This window comes from Allosphingosinicella deserti (assembly GCF_003012735.1).
GTDB lineage: Bacteria > Pseudomonadota > Alphaproteobacteria > Sphingomonadales > Sphingomonadaceae > Allosphingosinicella > Allosphingosinicella deserti.
The window spans coordinates 1-20861 of the sequence record NZ_PXYI01000002.1 but is presented as its reverse complement, the minus strand read 5'-3'; the positions used below and the strand labels follow the sequence as shown (position 1 = coordinate 20861).

Genomic DNA, 20861 nt, shown 5'->3' with positions numbered 1-20861 from the left:
CAGCCCATGACCGATTTCTCCACCCTCGTTCCCGCGCCGCCCGGGCGGTTCGATGGGGTCGCACGCCCCCATTCGGCAGCCGATGTCGAACGCCTCCGCGGATCGTTCGCCATCGAGCACAGTCTCGCTCGTCGCGGCGCCGACCGTCTCTGGCAGCTGCTTCATGACGAGCCCTATGTCCACGCGTTGGGTGCGATGACCGGCAATCAGGCCATGCAGATGGTGCGTGCCGGGCTGAAGGCGATCTATTTGTCCGGCTGGCAGGTTGCGGCCGACGCCAACACGGCCGGTGCGATGTATCCCGATCAGTCGCTTTATCCCGCCAATGCCGGTCCGGAATTGTGCCGGCGGATCAACCGGACGCTGCAGCGGGCCGATCAGGTCGAGCACGCAGAGGGCGGCGCCAAGCACGATTGGTTCGCGCCGATCGTCGCCGATGCCGAGGCTGGCTTTGGCGGGCCGCTCAACTGCTTCGAGATCATGAAGGCCTATATCGAGGCCGGCGCCGCTGGCGTGCACTTCGAGGATCAGCTCGCCTCGGAGAAGAAATGCGGGCATTTGGGCGGCAAGGTCCTGATCCCGACCCAGGCGCACATCCGCAACCTCGATGCGGCGCGGCTTGCCGCGGACGTTTGCGGCGTCCCGACGATCCTCGTCGCACGCACGGACGCCGAAAGTGCGAAGCTCATCACCTCGGAAGTCGACGAACGCGATCACGAGTTCCTGACGGGCGAGCGGACGCCGGAAGGCTTTTTCCGGCTGCGGGACGGAACGGGCGTCGATCACTGCATCAAACGTGGCATCGCGTTCGCCGCACATGCGGATCTCTTGTGGTGGGAGACAAGCCACCCGAACCTGGAGGATGCGAAGCGGTTCGCCGAGGCTGTGCAGAAAGCACACCCGGGTAAGATGATGGCGTATAACTGCTCGCCCAGCTTCAACTGGGAAGCGAAGCTCGACAAGGCCACGATCGCGCGTTTCCAGCGGGAGCTTGGCGCGATGGGCTACAAGTTCCAGTTCGTCACGCTTGCCGGCTTCCACAGCCTCAACCACGGCATGTTCGAGCTTGCGCGGAGTTATGCCGAACGCGGCATGGCCGCCTATTCGGAGCTGCAGCAGGCCGAGTTCGCAAGCGAGGCCGAGGGCTATACCGCCACCCGGCACCAGCGCGAGGTCGGCACCGGCTATTTCGATCTGGTGGCCGAGACGGTGTCCGGGGGTCAGGCCTCGACCACTGCGCTCGCCCAATCGACCGAGGCGGAGCAATTCCTCACCGCCGTCGCCGCCGAGTGAGTCCCCACGACTGGAAAGGACCGAACATGACCGAACCGCAACGCCCCCGCGCCGTCTTCTCCAACGAAGACTTCCGCCTGATCCGCAGCGCCATCGAACATTATCTGCCGATCGTCCGCGATCAGCCGGAATCGAGCAAATACGCCAATCTCTACCACCGTCTCGGGCGGCTGGGCTGAGGCACTTTTTCCGCAGCAATCATCCCCTCTTCCCATCCGGAAGAGGGGATAATCAGAAGCCGCTGAGGAAGCTCGAAACGTTGGCTCCGAGCGCATCGACCGCGTAGCCGCCCTCCATGACGATCAGCGTCGGCAGGCCGGCGGCAGCGATTCGTCGCGCGATCGGCCCATAATCTTCCGTGCGCAATTCGAAGAAGCTGATCGGATCCCCGGCGAAGGTATCGGCCCCGAACGAACAGACCAGCACATCCGCGTCGAACCGGGCGATTGCGCCCAGCGCCCGGTCGAGTGCCGCTTCGAACGGCGCGATCGAAGTGCCCTGAGGCAGCGGGAGGTTCAGGTTCGTCCCTTCGCCGCCGCCGATCCCGGTCTCGTCGGCATGGCCCCAATAGAAGGGATAGTCGGTCCGCGGATCGGCATGGATCGATGCGAAAAAGACATCGCCCCGCGTCAGGAAGATGTCCTGGGTGCCGTTGCCGTGATGGTAATCGATGTCGAGGATCGCCACACGCTTGCGACCGGCGGAGATCGCCGCCTCCGCCGCGATCGCGGCGGCGTTCAGATAGCAATAGCCGCCCATGTAATCGGCGCCGGCATGGTGGCCGGGCGGCCGGCACAAGGCGAAGGCGCTACGCTCGCCGCCGAGAATCGCGTCCATGCCGGACAGCGCCGCTTGCGCCGACCAATAAGTCGCGTCCCACGTTCCGGACCCGATCGGGGTCGAGGCATCGTAGCTATATTGGCCGAGCCGCGCGTCGATGCGGCTGAGCTTGAGCGGTCGGCGGCCGACCACCGGCCACACATAGCCGGCGGCATCTCCCGGCCGCCCGGCGGCACGCCAATCCTCGAACGCGGTCTTCAGGAAGTCGACATAGGCGCGCGAATGGACTCGCAAGATCGGATCTTCGCCGTGATCAGCCGGAACGTCGGTCGGCCCTACGGCAGCGAGGATCGCGTCGACGCGCCCAGGATGCTCGGCGAACGGGACGAAAGCGCCGTTGTGCAGTTCCTTTTCCGGTGCGTGTAGGCGCTGGTGTGGAGAGTGGAAGATCCGCATCAATTGACCGTCAGATCGCTGGGTAAGGTGGGTTCGGAGAGGATACGCGCCATCGCGGCCCAGCGCTCCTCGGCGCCGGGGCCGGCGGCTTCGACATGGGCGCGCACCATGTCCAGGCCGAGGCCGTAATTGATCACATAAGAGCGATATTGCTCCGTGAAGGCGAGCGATTGCTCCGCGCGCGGCCGCGACACCAGCTGATATTTCTGGATCAGCGTGATTGCCGTCTCCCGGTCCAGTCGGCCTTCCAGATAATCGGCGGCAATGGTGAAGCGCGCGCCGGCGAGCGCACGCATCGCATCGACCAACGCATGATATTGCTCTACCTCCGCCGTCGGCAAGCCGGCCAAGGCATACAGAGTGCGCGCCTCGAAGGTGACCGCGTCCTTGCCGGGGAAGGCAAGCTCGATCCCGTAATTCGCCGATCCTTCGGCGAGAAGCGATTGCGGCGAGAACAGGGGATAGATGGTGAACTCGATCCAGCCTCGTGCCCGGGCGAGCTCGCGCTCGAGCAGCATGTTGTAGACGTGATGGCCGGGATAGCCTTCGTGACAGCCGAGGTCGATCGCCCTTCCGATCCGGATCGGCAAATCCGTATTCACCTGAATGAGGCTGGTGGAATTGCCCTTGTACCAATTGTAGCCGCCCCAGCTTTTGCCGGTGACGAATTCCAGGGTGAACTTCTCCTCCGGCGGCACCTTGATGTGGGCGACCGTGCGGCGCCGGCATTCCGCGATCGCAGCGCGGAACACCGGCTCCAGCCGGTTCTTGGGAATGACGAACCGCTCCTGAAAGGCATCGACCCGCTCCGCGAGCGTGCCCGGTCCCGGCACCAGCGCCTCGATGTTGGCGAGAACCGGGTCGTATTCGGCAAGCGGCTTCAGCGCAGGACGGACTCCGAACAGACCTTCAGCCTCCTCGGCGAAGGGGAGTTTCTCGCCACGCACCATTCTGAGGCGCGTCTCGGCCGCCTTGAGCTGCGCGACCAGAAAGGCACGCCGGCGCTGCTCCATGCGCTCGAGCCGCCCGTCGTCGATCGCCCGTGCCCGCCTCGACAGATCGGCGGCGCCGGCAGCGAGCTCTGCGAGCGACCGCGGCGCCGACTTGGCGGCCGCCTGCCACTCGGGCGGACCGTAATAAGCGTCGATATAGCCGGGTTCTCGCTCCCCGATCTCGAGCTGCAGCTGGACATAGTCCTTCGCAATCTCGTCCAGGCTGTCGCCGGACGGGCTGCGCGCGACGCATCCGCCGAGCAGCAATGCCGCCAGCAGCCACGCTGCCAGCGCGATCGGCCAGGGCCTCATCGATCTTCCATCCGCTCCACATCCCCATCGGCGGCGATCTCCGCCTTCTGGCGGGTCTCCTCATCCTGACCGGTCGTTGCCTGCGGCGCAAGCCGCAGCACCAGCCAGCCCACGAGCGCGGACAGGAACGAACCGACGAGGACACCGATCTTCGCTTCGTCGATCAACTGAGGGCTGTGCGGGAAGGCGAGTGCGCCGATGAACAGGCTCATCGTGAAGCCGATGCCGCAGAGCATCGCGACGCCGTAGATCTGCAGCCAGGTCGCACCGCGCAGCTTGCGGGCGAAACCGAGCGTCACCGAGAGCCACACCGCGCCGAAGATGCCGAGCTGCTTGCCGAGGAACAGGCCGGCGGCGATGCCGAGCGGAAGCGGGGCGAGCAGATCGGAGAAGGTCATGCCGCCCAGGTGCACGCCGGCATTGGCGAAGCCGAACAGGGGCACGATCAAAAAGGCGACCCACGGCGCAAGCGCGTGCTCGAGGCGGTGAAGCGGCGAATCGGGGGAATCGGGAGCTCCGGGAGTCTTGATGATCGGAACGGTGGTCGCGGCGAGCACGCCCGCCACCGTCGCGTGAACCCCCGACAACAACACGAAATACCAGAGAGCCGCCGCACCGACCAGGAACGGCCACAGCGACCGCACTCCGCTTTTGCCCATTACGTACATCAGCAAGAAGATCCCTGAGGCGAGCGCGAGCGCAAGCGAGTCGATGCTCGCCGTATAGGCGAGCGCGATGATCGCCACCGCACCGAGATCGTCGGCGATCGCGACCGTGGTCAGGAAGAGCTTGAGGCTGGTGGGCGCACGCGAGCCGAGCAATGCGAGCACGCCGATCGCGAAGGCGATATCGGTGGCAGCGGGAATGGCCCAGCCCCGGCCCAACCCTGCGGTGCCGCCGGCGATCCCGAGGTAGAATGCTGCCGGCACGGCCATTCCGACTGCGGCTGCGACCACCGGCAGGCGCCGCTGGTCCCAGGTCGACAGCCGCCCGTCGACGAACTCGCGCTTGATCTCGAGGCCGACGAGCAGGAAGAAGATCGCCATCAGCGCGTCGTTGATCCAGAGGTGCACGGTCATCGGACCGAGCTTCTCCGACAGAGTCGGACCGGTCTGGGCATGCAGGCCATGCTCATAGGCTTCCCGCAGCGGCGAATTTGCGACGATCAGCGCCAATGCCGCCGCCGCCATCAGGACGAGACCGCCGGCCGCCTCGGACTTCAGGAATTTGCGAAGCGCCGAAGGCGAACGGGTTGCGTCTGCGGATGCGGTCATGCGCGCGGATGTAGCCGGATCGCTCGCAGAAGCGAACGCCCGGGTGCACCTTTGGCGTTCGAATGCCGCAGCGGCCGCGCCGTCCTTGATCTTCCGGCGCCGATCCGCTTCATTCGCTCCACATGGATCAGACCAGCAACGTCTCGCAGATTGCGCACCTCATTCAACTGGCGATCGCGCCGGTTTTCCTGCTTGCAGGCGTCGGCGCGATCCTCAACGTGCTTGCCCAGCGTCTTGCCCGTGTCGTCGACCGCGCCCGCGCGCTCGAAGCCGATTTCAAGAGCTTCGATCCCGATCAGCGGGAGCGCGCGTCGAACGAACTCGTCCTGCTCGATCGTCGCATGCACGTGGTGAACCACTCGATCAGCGCCTGCACCGCCAGCGCCCTGTTCGTCTGCCTGGTGGTCGCCTTGCTGTTCGTTGCGGATCTTGCCGCGATCAAGTTCGGAACCGCGGTCGCCGTGTTGTTCATCCTGGCGATGCTGTTCCTGATCCTCGGCCTCTGCCTGTTCCTCTGGGAGGTCCGGCTGGCGATGCGTTCGATCCGCATTCGCCGCGAGCACCTGCCGATCAGGCGCGGCTGACCGGCCGAGTCCGGCCGCGCCTCGCTTCAAGCGGGAACGTCGCTCCTGCCCTCGATCTGGAGGGCATCGCTCTCGGCGTCGGTGAGATCGCCGCCCTTGCCGGCGAACGCTCCGCGGAGCCGCTCGAGATCGACCGCGCCTTCCCAGCGGGCGACGACGATCGTCGCGACCGCATTGCCGACGAAATTGGTGAGGGCGCGGCATTCGCTCATGAAGCGGTCGACCCCCAGGATCAGCGCCATGCCGGCAACCGGCACCGACGGCACCACCGACAGGGTCGCGGCGAGCACGATGAAGCCCGATCCGGTCACCCCGGCGGCACCCTTGGAGCTCAGGATCGCGACGGCCATCAGCAGCAATTGCTCGCCGAAGCTCAGATGGGTGTCGGTCGCTTGCGCGATGAACAGAGCGGCAAGCGACATGTAGATGTTGGTGCCGTCGAGGTTGAACGAATAGCCGGTCGGAACGACCAGCCCGACGATCGGCTTCGGGCAGCCTGCGCGCTCCAGTTTCTCCATCAGCAGCGGCATCGCGCTTTCCGACGAGGAGGTGCCGAGCACGAGCAGCAATTCGTCCTTGATGTAGCGGATCAGGCCGAACAGCGAGAATCCGGCGGCGCGGGCGACGAGGCCGAGCACTATGATGACGAACAGCAAAGACGTGAAGTAGAAGGTCGCGATCAGCCCGGCGAGGTTGGCGAGCGTCTCGATTCCATAGGCTCCGATGGTGAACGCCATCGCGCCGAACGCGCCGATCGGCGCCGCATACATGACGATGTGAACCATCCGGAACACCACCGCCGTGATCGTCTTCAGCGTGCCGAGGAAGCGTTCGCCGCGTTCCCCGAGCATCGCCAGCGCGATCCCGAACAGGATCGCCACGAACAGCACCTGCAGGATCTCGCCCGAGGTGAATGCGCTCACTGCGGTGTCGGGTATGATATGGAGCAGGAATCCGGTGACGCTCTGCTCCCGGGCCTTGCCGACATAGGCGGCGACCGCGTGCGGATCGAGACTCGCCGGATCGATGTTCAGCCCTGCACCCGGCTGGACGAGGTTGCCGACGACGAGGCCGACGGCGAGCGCCAGCGTCGAGAAGGTCAGGAAGTAGGCCATCGCCTTGGCGCCCACCCGGCCGAACGCCTTCAGATCGGACATGCCGGCGATTCCGGTGACGACGGTGAGGAAGATCACCGGCGAGATGATCATCTTGACCAGCTTGATGAATCCGTCGCCCAGCGGCTTCAGCGCCTGGCCGAAAGCCGGGAACAGCCAGCCGGTCAGGATGCCGAGCGCGATTCCGATCAGAACCTGAAAATAGAGCGTCCGGTAAAAGGGCTTGCCGGCCTCGGCCATGGCCGCGCGATCAGCGCCGGAAGCGAATGGCGCGGCCGTCCGCTGCGATGATCGACAGGCTGCCCGAGCCGTAGACGCTGTAGCTCTCCGCCGCCGACAAAATGGCGAAGTAGCGGGTTTCCTGCTCCATCACCTCGGGCGCGCAGGCCATGCGGGTGCTTGCGATCGGACCGAAGGTGATGCGCTCGCCCGATTCGAGGGTGTAGCTGGTGCTGAAGCTGTTGCAGCCCCCGTGTCCGCTGGCGCGGCCCTCTTTCTCGAGCCGCAGGGTCAGCGGCCTGTCGCCGGTGACCGGGGCGCCATTGACGTTCAGAGCGGAAAAGTCGCCGAGGCCGATCCGGGGAATGCCGGAGCCGGCGCAGGCGGAGAGGGCGAAGAAGGCGAAGAGGGAAAGGGCAGTGCGCATCGGAGCATCTTCGGCGAAACGGGCGCGTCCCGCAACCCGCTTGGCTCCCGCGCTGCCGGTCAGCTGTGCCGAGCGAGGCCGGGCGGGGCCGCGCGCCGCGGTGTCGCGGGGGCCGGATTGGCGAGGAAGAGCTGAAGGCGTTTCATCCAGGTGCGGTAGACCTTGTCCATCGTCTGTCTCCCGGGGTTTCGTGTCGGCTGGCGCGTAATCAGGCGTTCGGTGCGACCAGGCCGGCGATGATGTAGAGGGGGATGGTGACGCCGCTGACGATCAGGGTGGCGGCGACGGCGAGCAGGCGAATGATGGTGACGTCGATGCCGGTGGTGCGGGAGATGCCGGCGCAGACACCCATCATCTTGGCGTTGGTCTTGTCGAGCGTGAAGGCGGACATTGTCTGAAGTTCCTGTTTGAAGGTTGGAGTCGAAGCGGAATCAGGCGACTTGGCCGAGCGGGCCCACGACCGCGCCGATGAACAAGGTTGCGGCGAAGACTGCGCCCACGGCCGAGATCGCGCTGCGCTGGAGGTTGGAAAGGTTGAACGACATCGTTTGTGTCCTGATGACGGGGCGGATCAGATCAACTGTCCGGCGGGGCCGACGGCGGCGGAGATGAACAGCGAGGCGGTGAGGAGGGCGGCGAAGGCGGAAACCGCGACACGCTGCAGGCTGGAGAGATCGAAGGTCATTGGCTTGTTCCTGTGCTTGGTGTGAGGGGTCAGATGAGCTGGCCGGCGGGGCCGACGGCGGCGGAGACGAAGAGCGAGGCGGCGAAGAGCGCGCCGAGCGCGGAAACCGCGAAGCGCTGCAGGTCGGTACGATCGAAGGTCATTGCTTTGGTCCTTTGAAGAAGTTGGATCAGATGAGCTGGCCGGCGGGGCCGACGGCGGCAGAGATGAACAGCGAGGCGGCGAAGAGGGCGCCGAAGGCCGAAACCGCGAAACGCTGAAGGTCGGAAAGTTCGAAGGTCATTGTCTGTCTCCCTGTGTTGAAGCGCTCCGGTGATCGTCGGCGCTTGGTATCCACAAGTTTGCAGAGGGCGTGCCAAGTCGCGAAAACGGCAGAAAACCGCCATTTTCTTGCCCGGCAGCACCAGTTGGTGGCGACGCGCATGCTAACTGGCGGCGAAAAATACCAATGCTTGGTGTGCGATTCCGGGCAGGTTGAAAGGGGCTGTTCGATTTCGGCGTCGTTGCGTTCCGGCGGTCCCGTTCCCAAGTGAGCGTCAGACCAAAAAGGAGAGTGAGATGGTGACCCGATCCGGCCCGATGGCCTGCCCAGTCGACGGCACACCGCTGGTGATGAGCGAACGGCAGACGATCGAGATCGACTATTGCCCGAATTGCCGCGGTGTCTGGCTGGATCGTGGCGAGCTCGACAAGATCATCGAGCGCAGCGCGGCGCCGGCCGCTGCCCAGCCGACGCAGCAATACACCCCGCAACCCGCCTCCCCGCAATATGCCCCGCCGCCTCAGCAGCAGGCGCCGTGGGGGCAGCCGCATCAGGGTTATGGCCACGGTCACCAGAAGCCCCACAAGCGGCGCAAGAGCTGGCTCGAGGAGATATTCGACTGAGCGGGGAAGCCATGCGGCCGCTTTTCACCATCGGCTACGAAGGGAAGACGCTGGACGAGTTTCTCGGCGAACTCCAGGCGGCCGGAGTCGATCTGTTGATCGACGTCCGCGCCGTGGCCGCATCGCGCAGGCCCGGTTTCTCGAAGACGGCGCTCTCAGGAGCCCTGCGCGAGCGCGGCATCGACTACCTGCACCTTCGCCCGCTCGGCACGCCCGCGGCCGGGCGGCAGGCTGCCCGAGCCGGGCGCACCGCCGAGATGCGCGCCATCTATGCCGATCAGCTCGAGACTCCTGAAGCCGAGATCGCCATGGTCCAGGCTCTGGGCGCTGCAGAGGAACGCCGCGCCGCCTTGCTCTGCTACGAAAAGGACGCGCCCGTTTGCCACCGCGCAATGCTCGCCGAGCGGATGCTGGACCGAGCGTCGTTCGAGGTGGTGAACCTGTAGGCTTTTAACGCCGCGTCGCGAGACCGGAGACCGGCTCCCGCGCAAGGGTGCGGTAGGCCTGCCCCGTTCGGGTTGAGCCTGTCGAAACCCTCCCTTCCTTAAGGCGCACCTCGGAAGCTGCACACCTCCCCGGAACAGATCTCATCCCCGAAGCCCTATCGCGGGCGCCGATCCAGATGCAGGTAGGTCGGATCGAACTCGGCGACTCGGACGAGACCGTCCCAATCGTGGATCACCACCTCGCCGCCACGAAAGGTCATCAGGCCCTCGCCGCGCAAGCGCCGGAGCATGCGGTTGACGTGGACGGGCGTGAGTCCGCAGGTATCGGCGATGTCGGTCTGGGTGATCGGCAGCGCGTATCGGCCTTCCTCGGCAAGACCGGAGACCTGCATCCGCAGATACAGCTCGCAGATCAGATGGGCGATCCGCGACGCCGCATTGCGACGTCCGATCGACAGAATGCGCTCGCGCTGGATGGCGGCGTCGAGCAAGGTCGAAAACCACAGCAAACGTGCCAGATGCGGATGGTTTTCGGTGATCTCGCGCAACGCGTCGTGCGGAACCAGCGCGATCCGGACGTCGGTGAGCGCGCCGACATTATGATCGAGCGTCTTGAGCAGGAATCCGTGCAGATCGACATAATCGCCTGGAACGTGGACCTCCTGGATCTGACGTTCGCCATTGGCGAGATCCTTGTAGCGGCAAGCCAACCCATCCAGCAGAAGCGTCGACTCGCTGAGCGTGGTGCCGGATCGAACGATCTGGCGGTGCGCGGCGATTACCCGCGTCTCGGCGATCGAGGCGGTGAAGACTCGTTCTTCTTCCGGAGTAACGACGTCGCGCACCCTGAGCTTGGCGAGGGCGCGCTCTATCCCGGGATCGTCACCGGGCATCGGGCGTATCGCTGCGCCCTTGGCCGCGCCCGTCGGTGCGAACGCCCGCCGACTGCAGCTCGCGGCCGATCCGGCCCGTGAGCCACAGGAAGAACATCCGGAAATCGGCGGCGAGCGACCACAAGGGATATTTGAACGTCGCGGGACGGTTGCGCTCGACCACGGCATGGCTCGCCCAGGCGAACCCGTAGCCGGCGATCGGAAGCGCGATCATCAGCCGCGCGTCGCCGCTGGCGATCGCCCCGGCACCGAGCAGGATGACGAGGCCGGTGCCGGCATAATGGAGCGCGCGGGTGGTCGGGCGCGAATGCTCGCGCAGGTAGAAAGGCCAGAATTCGGCGAAGCTGCGGTAACGGCTCATACCGGCGCCCCCATCCCCGCCGAAGGGCAGCGGCGCAGAAGCAGGGCTGCGATCAGCCCGCCGATCAGCGGCGCGACCACCGAAGCGATCTTGAGAAAGGTCGGGTGGGTCACGTACAGGATGTTGGCAAGCCCGGCGATCACGATGAGGCCGGCGATCAGCCAGATCGTCCAGCTACGCCGGCTGATCGATCCTGCAACCCATCCGCCGACGAAAGCACCGGCCAGCCATCCTCCGGCAACGAACAACTGGGCGCCGATCGACATCGCGCGAACATAGGCGCCAAGGCCCTCCGGATCGTCGACCCGGATGTCGCGCGGAAGCGGGTAGATGAGGTGGTTCACCATTTCCACGGACCAGATCGCCACGAATGCGGCAATCAGGCCGAGGAGCACGCCACCGATTACACGCGCCATTGTCACCCCCTGTTTCTGTTCAGAAGGTCAGCATAACAATTATCATCGCCCGCCAGAAGCGGCGTCGACCGGGCCGGTGAGACAGACGCCCCGATCGCCTTCGATCAGCCGTTGACGATCGTGCCGCCGTTCGGGTGCAGAACCTGCCCCGACATGTAGCTCGAATCCTCGCAGGCCAGGAACAGGAAGCTCGGCGCGACTTCGTTGGGCTGACCCGGGCGGCCCATCGGCGTGTCCTCACCGAACGTTTCAAGCTTATCCGGGCTGGCGCCGCCGGAGGGATTGAGCGGGGTCCAGATCGGCCCCGGCGCCACCGCATTCACGCGGATGCCGGCCTCGATCAGATTCTCGGACAGCGATCGGGTGAAGGCGGTGATCGCGCCCTTGGTGGCCGAATAATCGAGCAGCTCCTTCGAGCCTTGATACATCGTCACCGAGGTGCAGTTGATGATCGCCGAGCCGGATTTCAGGTGCGGCCGCGCCGCCTGGACCATGAAGAAATAGCCGAAGATATTGGTCTGGAAGGTGCGCTTCAGCTGCTCTTCGGTAATGTCCCGTATGTCCTTGTCGGGATGCTGCTCCGCGGCGTTGTTCACCAGGATGTCGAGGCCGCCGAGTTTCTCGACGGTCTCGGCCAAGGCGCGGTCGCAGAAATCCTTTTCGCCGACATCACCTGCGATCGTGATCGCGCGGCGGCCCTCGCGCTCCACGATCTGCTTCGTCTTGGCGGCGTCGTCATGCTCGCACAGATAGAGAATGGCGATGTCGGCGCCCTCCCGGGCGAACAGGGCCGCGACCGCCCGGCCGATGCCGCTGTCTGCGCCGGTGATCAGCGCGACCTTGCCCTCGAGGCGGCCGGACCCGGCATAGCGCGGTTGCCAATCCGGCTTGTCGTCCATCTGGCTTTCGTGCCCGGGCAGCCCGTCCTCGTGGATCATGTCGAGGGTTTCGGTCTCGCTCATGCGCTTACTCCTTGGGCGCGACGCCCGCGCCTTCCTCGCCGAAGGCTTCGATGGTCGACTGGTCCTGGCGCTCCTGCGGCGGCTTCTTTTCGGCCGGGGAGCCGCCGTCCTTGCCGAGCACGAAGCTGTTGCGGCTGCCGTCGGCAGGATCGTCCGACATCTGGTTGTTCTGGTTGAGCGGGCGGTCGCTCGAGTCGGGATTGTGCTGGTTCTTGCTCATCTTGCTCTCCTCGAAAGCGTTGACGGACCAACCTCTGCGCCCCGGGCCGGTTCCGGTCGTTCCGCCGCCATGCCGCGCGGATACGGCGGAGCAGCGCAAACGTTCACCGTCCGCTCGTCCGTCGCCGGGCCGTGAGGAGGATCGATGCACGAACGCCGTCTGTTGCAATTCGCCGTGGCGCTGGCGTGCCTGGTGCCGTTCGCCGCCGGCGGGGCCGGTGTGATCGAGAGCGTCGCCATGGTGAAGCACGTCGGCATTCCACCCACCGATCTCGACAGCCATTTCCGCTATCTGTCGGGCCTGCTGATCGGCGTGGGGCTGGGCTTTGCCGCCTGCATTCCGCGGATCGAGGCCAAGAGCGCGCTGTTCCAGGGGCTGACACTGGTGGTCGTCTGCGGGGGGCTCGCCCGGTTGCTGTCGCTGCTGGTCGTTGGGGTGCCGAGCGCCGGCCACCTGTTCGGCCTCGGCATGGAGCTTGGCGTCGTTCCGGCGCTTGCTCTCTGGCAGGCGCGGGTCGCGACGCGAGTCAATCCTCTCCGGGCCGGCTCGGCGAGGGGCGCGTAATGTCGGTCCGCCGGCGTGCGATCCGCGTCAGGGCAACGACTCCGATCAGCATCCAGATGACGTTGAGCGTCGCGGACGGCATTGCGCCGTGCCAGACTCCGTTGACGATGAAGCCGGCCGCGCCGACGACGTTCATCGCCTGATAGGCGGCCGACTGGCCGCTCATCCGCCCCATCGAGAGGAGCAGATAAGCGACCAGGATCAGGACGGCGCCGGCCCAGCCGGCAGTCTCTACGAGGAGTTCGGTGCCGCTCAGGCGGCCTTCCCCCGGGCAAGCTGGCGCAGCACGTAGTGCAGGATGCCGCCATGCTTGAAATATTCGAGCTCGTTCAGCGTGTCGATCCGGCAGCGGGCGGTGAAGGTGAAGGACGAACCATCGGCCTTGCTGACCACGACCTCCACTTCCTGGCGCGGCTTCAGGTCGGTGATGTTGGTGACGCTGAACATCTCGCTGCCGTCGAACGTCGGCACATCGCCGACGAACTGCAGCGGCAGGACGCCCATGCCGACCAGGTTGGAGCGGTGGATGCGCTCGTAGGTCTCCGCGATCACGGCGCGGACGCCGAGCAGGTTGGTGCCCTTGGCCGCCCAGTCGCGCGACGATCCGGTGCCATATTCCTTGCCGGCGATGACGACGAGCGGCGTGCCCGCCTCCTTGTAACGCATCGCGGCGTCGTAGATCGCCATCACTTCGCCGGTCGGGATGTGCTTGGTGACCCCGCCTTCGATTCCCGGGGTCATCCGGTTCCTGATGCGGATGTTGGCGAAGGTGCCGCGCATCATCACTTCATGGTTGCCGCGGCGGGCGCCGTAGCTGTTGAAGTCCGGACGGGCGACCTGATGCTCGGTCAGGTAGCGGCCGCCGGGACTGTCCGCCTTGATCGCGCCGGCCGGCGAGATGTGGTCGGTGGTGATCGAATCGCCGAAGATGGCGAGCGGCCGTGCGCCGACAATGTCGCCCGGCGGGGTCGGGGTCATCGACATGCCTTCGAAATAAGGCGGGTTCTGGATGTAGGTCGATCCGGCCGACCAAGCATAGGTCTCGCCGCCGGTGACCGGGATCGCGCTCCACCGCGCATCGCCCTTGTAGACGTCGGCATAGCGGCTGCGGAACATGTCGCCGGTGACGTAGCGGTCCATCAGGTCACGGACTTCGGCGTTGCTCGGCCAGATGTCCTTGAGGAAGACGTCGACGCCGTCCTTGCCGGTGCCGATCGGCTGCTCGATCATGTCCGAGGTCACCGTGCCCTTCAGCGCATAGGCGACGACCAGCGGCGGCGAGGCGAGGAAGTTGGCGCGCACGTCGGGCGATACGCGGCCTTCGAAATTGCGGTTGCCGGACAGCACCGAGGCGGCGACGAGATCATTCTCGTTGATCGCCTTGGAAATATGCTCGGGCAGCGGACCCGAATTGCCGATGCACGTGGTGCAGCCATAGCCGGTGAGGTTGAACCCGATCGCATCGAGATCCTCCTGCAGGCCAGCGGCGACGAGATAGTCGGTGACCACCTGCGAACCGGGCGCGAGCGAGCTCTTGACCCACGGCTTGCGCTCCAGGCCCTTCTCGCGCGCCTTGCGGGCGACCAGGCCGGCGGCGACGAGCACGGCGGGATTGGAGGTGTTGGTGCAGCTGGTGATCGCTGCGATGACGACGTCGCCATGGCCCAGATCGTGGCTGCCGGTCGGGAAGCGCTCACCGAGTTCGGTCGCTTCATGGCCGAACTCCTTGGTGAAGTTGGCGATGAATTCCTCGTCGACCTTGGACAGGAGAACCTTGTCCTGCGGGCGTTTCGGGCCGGCCAGCGAGGGTTCGACGCTGGCCATGTCGAGGCCGAGCGTGTCGGTGAACAGCGGCTCGATCGCCGGATCGAGCCACAGGCCCTGTGCCTTGGAATAAGCCTCGACGAGGGCGATCGTCTCTTCCGAACGGCCGGTCAGGCGCATGTAGTCGAGCGTCTTGTGGTCGACCGGGAAGAAGCCGCAGGTCGCGCCATATTCGGGCGCCATGTTGGCGATGGTCGCACGGTCGGCGACCGACAGCTCCGACACGCCCGGGCCGTAGAATTCGACGAACCGGCCGACGACGCCCTTCTTGCGGAGCATCTGGGTGACGGTGAGGACGAGATCGGTGGCGGTGATGCCTTCCTTGAGCGCCCCGGACAGGTGGAAGCCGACCACTTCGGGAATCAGCATCGATACCGGCTGGCCGAGCATCGCCGCTTCCGCCTCGATGCCGCCGACGCCCCAGCCGAGCACGCCGAGGCCGTTGACCATCGTCGTGTGGCTATCGGTGCCGACCAGCGTATCCGGATAGGCGATTTCGGCGCCATTCTGGTCGTTGGAGGTCCACACCGAACGGGCGATATATTCGAGATTAACCTGGTGGCAGATGCCCGTACCCGGCGGCACCACCTTGAAATTGTTGAACGCCGACGAGCCCCATTTCAGGAACTGGTAGCGCTCCATGTTGCGCTGATATTCCAGCGCGACGTTCTGCTCGAACGCTTTGGGGGTGCCGAACTCGTCGACCATCACCGAGTGGTCGATGACGAGATGCACCGGAACGAGCGGATTGATCAGCTCGGGATTGCCGCCGAGTTTGGCGATTCCGTCGCGCATCGCGGCGAGGTCGACGACCGCGGGAACGCCGGTGAAATCCTGCATCAGCACGCGCGCCGGACGGTACTGGATTTCGCGAGTCGACGACCGCTCCTTCTGCCAGTCGACGAGCGCCTGGACGTCGTCGCGCGACACGGTGACTCCGTCCTCGAAGCGCAGCAGATTCTCGAGCAGCACCTTCATCGAGAAGGGCAGGCGCGACACGTCGCCGAGCTGCGCCGCTGCCTTGGCCAGCGAGTAATAAGCGTAATCCTTGCCCCCGACGTTGAGGGTGGTACGGGTCTGGAGAGTGTCGTGGCCGACAGCGGTCATAAGTGCCTCGTCGCAAAGTGGTACTTTGCGCCGGAGAGCAGGACGCGGCCCGGCGCGGTTGGCGCGGCCCTTAGCGCGTATGCGGCGATGGGGGAAGGTGTGGGTTATTGCGGTGCGAGGCGTTCACGCCGGAACGGCGCTGGGAATTTTCGAACTGTCCGCCATTGACCGCTTGGCAACGTTGCATCTCCGAGATGACGGAAGGCAGACGACGGCCGGCTCCCGCCGTTGACGTCTCCGGGTGCGAGCGCTCCCGCGCGGCGATGCTTGTTCTCACGGGCGCGCGGCCGCATTGGCGACGATGAATCCTCCCGAGGTCACCCGCGTGTCGATGCTTTCCCTCTCCCCCTGCACAGTCGTTGCCGCGCATCCCCATGATCCCCAAGCTTTCACGCAGGGACTCTGCTGGGTGGATGATGCCCTGTTCGAAAGCACCGGGCTGACGGGGTGCTCGACGGTCCGCCGGGTTCGGCTGGAGGACGGCGCGGTGCTGCAATCGTCACGCGTGCCGGACGATCTGTTCGGCGAGGGCCTTACCGCGTGGGGCGACGAATTGCTCAGTCTCACCTACCAGGGCGGCCGCGGGTTCCGCTGGGATCGCCGGACGCTCGCGCTTCGCGGCGAGTTCGCGTTCGATGGTGAGGGATGGGGACTGACCAATGACGGCACCCGCCTGATCATGAGCAACGGCACCCCGCGTCTGTCCTATCTGGATCCCGTGACGCTGGCGCCGGCCTGCAGCCTTGTCGTCACTGCGGGCGGGCGGCCGCTGCCGTGGATCAACGAGCTGCAATATGTGGCTGGAGAGATTTGGGCCAACGTGCTGACCTTGCCGGCGATCGCGCGGATCGATCCGGTGACGGGCGTCGTGCGCGGCTGGATCGATCTCGGCCCGATCGTCGCCGAGGCCGCGGCCGGCGACCGCGAGAAGGTCGCCAACGGGATCGCGCACGATCCGCAAAGCGGCAGGCTGTTCGTCACCGGCAAGAACTGGAGCCGCCTCTACGAGATACAGCTGGGCTGAACGGCGCCGACGGCCTTGCGCAGCTCCGGCGAGATCCCGGCCGTTCCCGCGATCCGCGCCACCTCCGCCCGCATCAGCGCCGCCCGCACCGGCTCGATTCGGTGCCAGCGTGCCAGAGGCCTTGCCAGCCTTGCAGCGCCCGCGGGTGCGATCCGATCGGACGCGAGCACCACGTCGGTCACGAATTTGTAGCCGCGGCCACTCGGGTGGTGGAAGGCGCCGGAATTGGCCGTGAAGCCGCCGACGATCGCGCCCAGCCGGTTCGGCGCGGCGAGCGAGAAATCGGGATGGGTGAGCAATCGGGGCGCCGCGCTGACCGTGTCGGGGCGCAGCGAGAGCGCCTGGGCGCAGAACCATTTGTCGAGCAGCGCGGGGTCGGCGCGATGCCGCCGGTAGAAGAGGTCGAGCGCGGCCGGCCGCTCGGCCGCGTCGCTATCGGCGAGTGCCCGCAGCGCACCATATCGCTCGGTCAGGGTGGCGCTGCCCTCGACATCCGTCAGCGCGAGCGCGCCTGCGTCCGGCACGTCGGCGGCGAGCAGATACTGTAATGCGAGCACCCGCAGCGCGCGCACTCCTGCGCCAGTCGCGCCGTCCGCGGCATGGAAGGTGCGCCACCGGGGCGCGAGCGCGCGGCCGATGTCCGCCTGCACTGCGCGCCAACCGCGGAGAATCGCGCCGGGATCGGCGGCCTCGAGCCCGTCGGCGATCCTGCTCTGGGCGGGCAGGGCGGCGAATTCGGCGGCGAGAGCAGGATCCTGCGCATGATCGTCGAGCGCGCGTGCGATGGCGTCGATCACCGCCGCGGTGTGGGCCTCGCCAAGGATGGCCCGTGCGGCGAGGTCCTGCAGCGCCTGCCAGCGCGCCACGGGATCGTCGTCGATCAGGGCAAGCGCGTGCAGCGCGGTGTCGGTCCGCTCGCACTCGATCTGCACCGGCGCCGAGAATGTGCGGTTGATGGAGAGCAGGAGTGGTCCGGGAACGTCCTCGAACACGAAATCCTGTCGCTTCGCCTCGAGCAGCACTAACTTCTCGGCCCGCTTTCGGTCCGGCCCGAACAGCGCGCAGCCGATCGGGATCGGAAGCGAACCGTCCTGCACAAGCGTCAGGATCGCACGCGCACCGTCCTGCCTCAGGGACGCGGTGATCCGCGGGGTGCCGGTGTTCGCATACCAGCGGTCGAACGTCTCCAGCCGGTCCGGGCTGTGCTCGGCGACGGCGGCGATCAGCGCGTCGCATGTCGCTCCGGTGCCGTCATGGCGGGCGAAGAAGGTGTCGAGTCCGGCGCCGAACGCCTGTGGACCGGCGATCGTCCGCAGCATCCGCACCACTTCCGCGCCCTTGATGTACACCGTGGCGTCGTAGAGGTCGGCAATGGTTTCGCATTGCTCGGGGCGGACGGGGTGCGCGCCTGGACCCTCGTCCTGGACGAACTGGGCGGCGCGCAGCGCCTTGACGTCTTGGATGCGTTTCGCCGCTGGTGACCCGAGCGCGGCACAGAATTCCTGATCGCGGAAGACGGCAAGCCCTTCCTTCAGGGCAAGCTCGAACCAGTCCCGGATTGTGACCCGGTTGCCGGACCAATTGTGGAAATATTCGTGGCCGACGAGGGCGGTGATCGCCTCCAGCTCACCGTCCGTCGACGTTGCGGGATGCCCAAGCAGTAAGGCGGAGTCGAAGATGTTGAGCGCTTTCGCCTCGACGGCACCAAAGCGGTAGCCCGGCACTGCGACGATCGCGTAGCGGTCGAGATCGTAGACGCGGCCATAGTTGACCTCGTCCCAGGCCATTGCCGCCTTGAGCGCGGCCATCGCATGCGCCGATCTCGGCACCTCGGCGGCCTCCGAGAAGATGGCGAGCTCGACGTTGCGGCCGTCCCTGGTGACGAACCTGTCCCGCCGCGCCGCCGGGTCGCCCGCGACGACGGAGAAAGCATAACACGGCTTGGGCACGGAATCGTCCCACGCCGTCCAGTGGCGGCCGCCATCGAGTGCGCCGGCGCCGTCGGCATTGCCATTGCCGAGCAGGATCGGGAATCGCGCTGCGTCGGCGGTGATCCGGGTGCGGAAGCGGCTGAGGACGTCCGGGCGATCGGGAAAGAAGGTGATGCGCCGGAATCCCTGGGGCTCGCATTGGGTGCAGACCAGCCCGCCCTGGGCGAACAGGCCGAGCTGCTCGCTGCCGAGCGGCGCTTCGACGATCGTCTCCACACGGGCGCGATCTGCGGCGATCCGGACGGTCAGCCCGGTCTTGTCGAGCTTGTGCGCGGCGGGCCTGCCGTCGATTTTGAGCCCGAGCAGCCGAAGCCCTTCGCCGTCGAGCCGGAGCGGTGCCGACGATCCTTCGGCCCGGGCGACGTCCAGCGTCGCACGGACCCGAAAGCAGTCGGCGAAAATCTCGATGTCGAGTGCGGAATCGGGAACGATCCACTCCGGGGGACGATAGTCATCGCGGCGCAGCAGCCCGGCGCTCTCCTTCGTCCGCTTGAACCGTAATGCCATCGGCGTTTCCCTCCCGTTCACGCGGGGACCGATGCTGGGGTCGTCATTGCTGTCCCCGCACGAGCATCAGCAGACCGCCGCCGAGCGCACACAGGATCGCCGCGGCCGTCCACAGGATCGGGAAGGTCGAGGCACCGCCGACCAGCAGCAAGGCAAGCAAAGGCCCGGCGACGTTGGGCAAGGTGTTGGTGAGGTTGAAGAAACCGAGGTCGCGGCCGCGATGGGCGGGCGAGGGGAGCAATTGCATGGTGAAGGCGGCGTGGAGGGCGATGAACACCGCATAGGTCGCCGCGAACGCCGTATAGCCGATCGCGGCCACCTCCCACCGCCCGGCACCGGCCATCAGAGCGAGCCCGGCGACCATTCCCGCGCTGGCGAAGGCGAGCAATGGCTTGCGGCGGCCGATCCGGTCGGAGATCCGGCCGCAGGCCAGTGCGAGCGGGATTGCGACGATGGTCGCGGCGGCCATGATCCAGGCGATGGTGCGCGCGCGCGCCTGGCCGTTGGCTTCGCCGCGGAGCAGATCGCTCGTGTAGAAGAAGAAATAGGTGACGACCGCCGTGCCGGCGACCTGAATAGCGAGCTTTCCCGCCCAGGCGAGCGCGAGATCGCGGCGCTGGAAGCGCCCGCCATTCGCCTGCGCCGTGGGCGGCACCGGCAGTGCGCCTTCACGGCCGAACAACAGCAACGGCAGGATCAACGCCGCTGTCGCCAGGCAGACCAAAGCATATTGCGCTGCCTTGCCGGATACGAAATCCAGGGTCACCCCGACTCCGGCGAGCGTCGCCACCGGCTGGGCAATTCCGAGCAGACCCGCCATCACGCCCTTCCGATCGTCGGGCACTTCGTCGGCCATGATCGCGATCAATGGCGCAAACATCGCGTTGAGGGCGATTTGGAAGACGGCCACGCCGAGCAGCAACGCCGTTCCATCCCCGGCAAGATTGACGATCGCATAAGCGCCGATCAGCATGATCAGCCCGGCGAGCAGCCACGGCCGGCGGGTTCCGCGGGTGCGATAGGTGCGGTCGCTCAGCGCTCCGAACGCGATGTTGGAAACACTCGCCACCAAGGCACCGACCAGGGTGATTCGGCTCAGCAGGGCCACGCGGTCCGCTGCCGACACCGCTTCCACCTTGACCGGCAGCAACAGACTGAAGAACGGAATGAAGGCGACGAACAGCCCGGTGTAAGCCAGCGCGTAGAGCAGCATGAAGGCCGTCGGCGCGCGGTGCCGGGCCGCCGCCGTGTCGCCTAACCCCCGCTCGCGGCTTGGAAATCCTTCATCCCCCATCGGCGGAGCCTAGAGCATCCGCCCAATTCGGGGCCACCGCTTTTCTGAAAAAAGGACGAGGTCTCCCGGGACGGGCGATCGCGCGCGCCCATGCAGCCGCAAAAAAGGAGCCGGCAAGCATATTGCCGGCTCCCAGGACCCGAAGCTCATTGGGGAGGAGCCTCGATAGGATGCGAAGAACCGGCTTGCGCCGACCTTGAAACGGGTTCTGACAGGAATTGTGATCGTTC

General features: G+C 66.2%; 22 protein-coding genes. 7 read left to right on the top strand and 15 right to left on the bottom strand.

Annotated features, from left to right (window positions below; genetic code table 11):
* Positions 1-6 precede the first annotated feature (6 nt).
* On the top strand, positions 7-1293 hold the full coding sequence (gene aceA, locus C7I55_RS04345; RefSeq protein ID WP_106511706.1) for an isocitrate lyase: 1287 nt from the start codon (positions 7-9) through the stop codon (positions 1291-1293).
* A 26-nt stretch (positions 1294-1319) separates the two neighbouring features.
* Positions 1320-1472 carry a hypothetical protein gene (locus tag C7I55_RS28450; RefSeq protein ID WP_199192726.1) on the top strand — a complete coding sequence of 51 codons (153 nt, stop codon included), beginning with the start codon at positions 1320-1322 and terminating at the stop codon, positions 1470-1472.
* A 52-nt stretch (positions 1473-1524) separates the two neighbouring features.
* Here the strand turns inward: C7I55_RS28450 and C7I55_RS04340 are convergent, their stop codons facing one another.
* From C7I55_RS04340 to nhaA, 3 genes are read right to left on the bottom strand one after another with little or no spacing between them, the layout of a single operon-like run.
* Positions 1525-2529: a histone deacetylase family protein gene (locus C7I55_RS04340; RefSeq protein WP_106511705.1), complete on the bottom strand. Its 1005-nt coding sequence runs from the start codon at positions 2527-2529 to the stop codon at positions 1525-1527.
* Entirely contained in the window at positions 2529-3833 is a 1305-nt protein-coding gene (locus tag C7I55_RS04335; protein WP_233222050.1) for a hypothetical protein, read from the bottom strand. Before C7I55_RS04335 ends, C7I55_RS04340 begins: the two co-directional genes overlap by 1 nt.
* On the bottom strand, positions 3830-5107 hold the full coding sequence (gene nhaA / locus C7I55_RS04330; protein WP_106511704.1) for a Na+/H+ antiporter NhaA: 1278 nt from the start codon (positions 5105-5107) through the stop codon (positions 3830-3832). Before nhaA ends, C7I55_RS04335 begins: the two co-directional genes overlap by 4 nt.
* A gap of 122 nt (positions 5108-5229) precedes the next feature.
* Here nhaA and C7I55_RS04325 point away from each other — a divergent pair, with 122 nt between their 5' ends.
* Positions 5230-5691: a DUF2721 domain-containing protein gene (locus tag C7I55_RS04325; RefSeq protein WP_106511703.1), complete on the top strand. Its 462-nt coding sequence runs from the start codon at positions 5230-5232 to the stop codon at positions 5689-5691.
* Positions 5692-5717: 26 nt separating this feature from the next.
* Here the strand turns inward: C7I55_RS04325 and C7I55_RS04320 are convergent, their stop codons facing one another.
* The 3 genes from C7I55_RS04320 to C7I55_RS04310 all read right to left on the bottom strand — a co-directional run bounded on the left by C7I55_RS04320 (position 5718) and on the right by C7I55_RS04310 (position 7843).
* A complete protein-coding gene (locus C7I55_RS04320; RefSeq protein ID WP_106511702.1) occupies positions 5718-7046 on the bottom strand; it encodes a dicarboxylate/amino acid:cation symporter in 1329 nt (442 codons plus the stop codon).
* 10 nt (positions 7047-7056) lie between these two features.
* The gene (locus tag C7I55_RS04315; RefSeq protein ID WP_106511701.1) at positions 7057-7452 is read right to left on the bottom strand and encodes an META domain-containing protein; all 396 of its coding nucleotides are present in this window, start codon (positions 7450-7452) and stop codon (positions 7057-7059) included.
* A 208-nt stretch (positions 7453-7660) separates the two neighbouring features.
* The gene (locus C7I55_RS04310; RefSeq protein ID WP_106511700.1) at positions 7661-7843 is read right to left on the bottom strand and encodes a PspC domain-containing protein; all 183 of its coding nucleotides are present in this window, start codon (positions 7841-7843) and stop codon (positions 7661-7663) included.
* Between the two features lie 852 nt (positions 7844-8695).
* Here C7I55_RS04310 and C7I55_RS04305 point away from each other — a divergent pair.
* Both C7I55_RS04305 and C7I55_RS04300 read left to right on the top strand, forming a co-directional pair.
* Entirely contained in the window at positions 8696-9022 is a 327-nt protein-coding gene (locus C7I55_RS04305; protein WP_233222049.1) for a TFIIB-type zinc ribbon-containing protein, read from the top strand.
* 11 nt (positions 9023-9033) lie between these two features.
* The gene (locus tag C7I55_RS04300; protein WP_106511699.1) at positions 9034-9468 is read left to right on the top strand and encodes a DUF488 domain-containing protein; all 435 of its coding nucleotides are present in this window, start codon (positions 9034-9036) and stop codon (positions 9466-9468) included.
* Positions 9469-9623: 155 nt separating this feature from the next.
* Here the strand turns inward: C7I55_RS04300 and C7I55_RS04295 are convergent, their stop codons facing one another.
* From C7I55_RS04295 to C7I55_RS04275, 5 genes are all read right to left on the bottom strand, one after another.
* Positions 9624-10361, bottom strand: coding sequence for a Crp/Fnr family transcriptional regulator (locus C7I55_RS04295; RefSeq protein WP_106511698.1), 738 nt, complete (start codon positions 10359-10361; stop codon positions 9624-9626).
* Positions 10351-10722, bottom strand: a complete 372-nt coding sequence (locus tag C7I55_RS04290) for a DUF962 domain-containing protein (protein WP_106511697.1) — start codon at positions 10720-10722, stop codon at positions 10351-10353. Before C7I55_RS04290 ends, C7I55_RS04295 begins: the two co-directional genes overlap by 11 nt.
* Complete coding sequence (locus C7I55_RS04285; protein ID WP_106511696.1) at positions 10719-11138, bottom strand: hypothetical protein; 420 nt, start codon at positions 11136-11138, stop codon at positions 10719-10721. The genes C7I55_RS04290 and C7I55_RS04285 overlap by 4 nt, the downstream gene beginning before the upstream one ends.
* 104 nt (positions 11139-11242) lie before the next feature.
* On the bottom strand, positions 11243-12100 hold the full coding sequence (locus C7I55_RS04280; protein ID WP_106511695.1) for an SDR family oxidoreductase: 858 nt from the start codon (positions 12098-12100) through the stop codon (positions 11243-11245).
* A 4-nt stretch (positions 12101-12104) separates the two neighbouring features.
* The gene (locus tag C7I55_RS04275) at positions 12105-12320 is read right to left on the bottom strand and encodes a hypothetical protein (RefSeq protein WP_106511694.1); all 216 of its coding nucleotides are present in this window, start codon (positions 12318-12320) and stop codon (positions 12105-12107) included.
* Between the two features lie 144 nt (positions 12321-12464).
* On the opposite strand from C7I55_RS04275, the gene C7I55_RS04270 reads away from it, so the two are divergent.
* Positions 12465-12884 (top strand): DUF4345 domain-containing protein, encoded by a 420-nt coding sequence (locus C7I55_RS04270; RefSeq protein ID WP_106511693.1) that lies wholly within the window; start codon positions 12465-12467, stop codon positions 12882-12884.
* Here C7I55_RS04270 and C7I55_RS04265 read toward each other — a convergent pair.
* Together C7I55_RS04265 and acnA are read right to left on the bottom strand one after the other, a co-directional pair.
* Complete coding sequence (locus tag C7I55_RS04265; RefSeq protein WP_106511692.1) at positions 12847-13140, bottom strand: CBU_0592 family membrane protein; 294 nt, start codon at positions 13138-13140, stop codon at positions 12847-12849. The two genes, C7I55_RS04270 and C7I55_RS04265, sit on opposite strands and share 38 nt — an antisense overlap.
* Positions 13137-15815: an aconitate hydratase AcnA gene (gene acnA, locus C7I55_RS04260; RefSeq protein WP_106511691.1), complete on the bottom strand. Its 2679-nt coding sequence runs from the start codon at positions 15813-15815 to the stop codon at positions 13137-13139. Before acnA ends, C7I55_RS04265 begins: the two co-directional genes overlap by 4 nt.
* A 301-nt stretch (positions 15816-16116) precedes the next feature.
* Here acnA and C7I55_RS04255 point away from each other — a divergent pair, with 301 nt between their 5' ends.
* Positions 16117-16839: a glutaminyl-peptide cyclotransferase gene (locus tag C7I55_RS04255; protein WP_106512404.1), complete on the top strand. Its 723-nt coding sequence runs from the start codon at positions 16117-16119 to the stop codon at positions 16837-16839.
* Here the strand turns inward: C7I55_RS04255 and pepN are convergent.
* Positions 16818-19337 (bottom strand): aminopeptidase N, encoded by a 2520-nt coding sequence (gene pepN, locus C7I55_RS04250; protein ID WP_106511690.1) that lies wholly within the window; start codon positions 19335-19337, stop codon positions 16818-16820. The genes C7I55_RS04255 and pepN overlap by 22 nt on opposite strands.
* A gap of 43 nt (positions 19338-19380) precedes the next feature.
* Positions 19381-20631, bottom strand: a complete 1251-nt coding sequence (locus tag C7I55_RS04245; RefSeq protein WP_106511689.1) for an MFS transporter — start codon at positions 20629-20631, stop codon at positions 19381-19383.
* Positions 20632-20861 lie beyond the last annotated feature (230 nt).

Bases quoted from the DNA above. Each gene is read 5' to 3' on its own strand.
- C7I55_RS04300 (WP_106511699.1), top strand. From the start codon at position 9,034: ATGCGGCCGCTTTTCACCATCGGCTACGAAGGGAAGACGCTGGACGAG.
- C7I55_RS28450 (WP_199192726.1), top strand. From the start codon at position 1,320: ATGACCGAACCGCAACGCCCCCGCGCCGTCTTCTCCAACGAAGACTTC.
- C7I55_RS04325 (WP_106511703.1), top strand. From the start codon at position 5,230: ATGGATCAGACCAGCAACGTCTCGCAGATTGCGCACCTCATTCAACTG.
- pepN (WP_106511690.1), bottom strand. From the start codon at position 19,337: ATGGCATTACGGTTCAAGCGGACGAAGGAGAGCGCCGGGCTGCTGCGC.
- C7I55_RS04295 (WP_106511698.1), bottom strand. From the start codon at position 10,361: ATGCCCGGTGACGATCCCGGGATAGAGCGCGCCCTCGCCAAGCTCAGG.
- C7I55_RS04275 (WP_106511694.1), bottom strand. From the start codon at position 12,320: ATGAGCAAGAACCAGCACAATCCCGACTCGAGCGACCGCCCGCTCAAC.
- nhaA (WP_106511704.1), bottom strand. From the start codon at position 5,107: ATGACCGCATCCGCAGACGCAACCCGTTCGCCTTCGGCGCTTCGCAAA.
- C7I55_RS04305 (WP_233222049.1), top strand. From the start codon at position 8,696: ATGGTGACCCGATCCGGCCCGATGGCCTGCCCAGTCGACGGCACACCG.
- C7I55_RS04290 (WP_106511697.1), bottom strand. From the start codon at position 10,722: ATGAGCCGTTACCGCAGCTTCGCCGAATTCTGGCCTTTCTACCTGCGC.
- C7I55_RS04270 (WP_106511693.1), top strand. From the start codon at position 12,465: ATGCACGAACGCCGTCTGTTGCAATTCGCCGTGGCGCTGGCGTGCCTG.
- C7I55_RS04285 (WP_106511696.1), bottom strand. From the start codon at position 11,138: ATGGCGCGTGTAATCGGTGGCGTGCTCCTCGGCCTGATTGCCGCATTC.
- C7I55_RS04245 (WP_106511689.1), bottom strand. From the start codon at position 20,631: ATGGGGGATGAAGGATTTCCAAGCCGCGAGCGGGGGTTAGGCGACACG.
- C7I55_RS04320 (WP_106511702.1), bottom strand. From the start codon at position 7,046: ATGGCCGAGGCCGGCAAGCCCTTTTACCGGACGCTCTATTTTCAGGTT.
- C7I55_RS04310 (WP_106511700.1), bottom strand. From the start codon at position 7,843: ATGTCCGCCTTCACGCTCGACAAGACCAACGCCAAGATGATGGGTGTC.
- C7I55_RS04315 (WP_106511701.1), bottom strand. From the start codon at position 7,452: ATGCGCACTGCCCTTTCCCTCTTCGCCTTCTTCGCCCTCTCCGCCTGC.
- acnA (WP_106511691.1), bottom strand. From the start codon at position 15,815: ATGACCGCTGTCGGCCACGACACTCTCCAGACCCGTACCACCCTCAAC.
- C7I55_RS04280 (WP_106511695.1), bottom strand. From the start codon at position 12,100: ATGAGCGAGACCGAAACCCTCGACATGATCCACGAGGACGGGCTGCCC.
- C7I55_RS04340 (WP_106511705.1), bottom strand. From the start codon at position 2,529: ATGCGGATCTTCCACTCTCCACACCAGCGCCTACACGCACCGGAAAAG.
- C7I55_RS04335 (WP_233222050.1), bottom strand. From the start codon at position 3,833: ATGAGGCCCTGGCCGATCGCGCTGGCAGCGTGGCTGCTGGCGGCATTG.
- C7I55_RS04255 (WP_106512404.1), top strand. From the start codon at position 16,117: ATGAATCCTCCCGAGGTCACCCGCGTGTCGATGCTTTCCCTCTCCCCC.
- aceA (WP_106511706.1), top strand. From the start codon at position 7: ATGACCGATTTCTCCACCCTCGTTCCCGCGCCGCCCGGGCGGTTCGAT.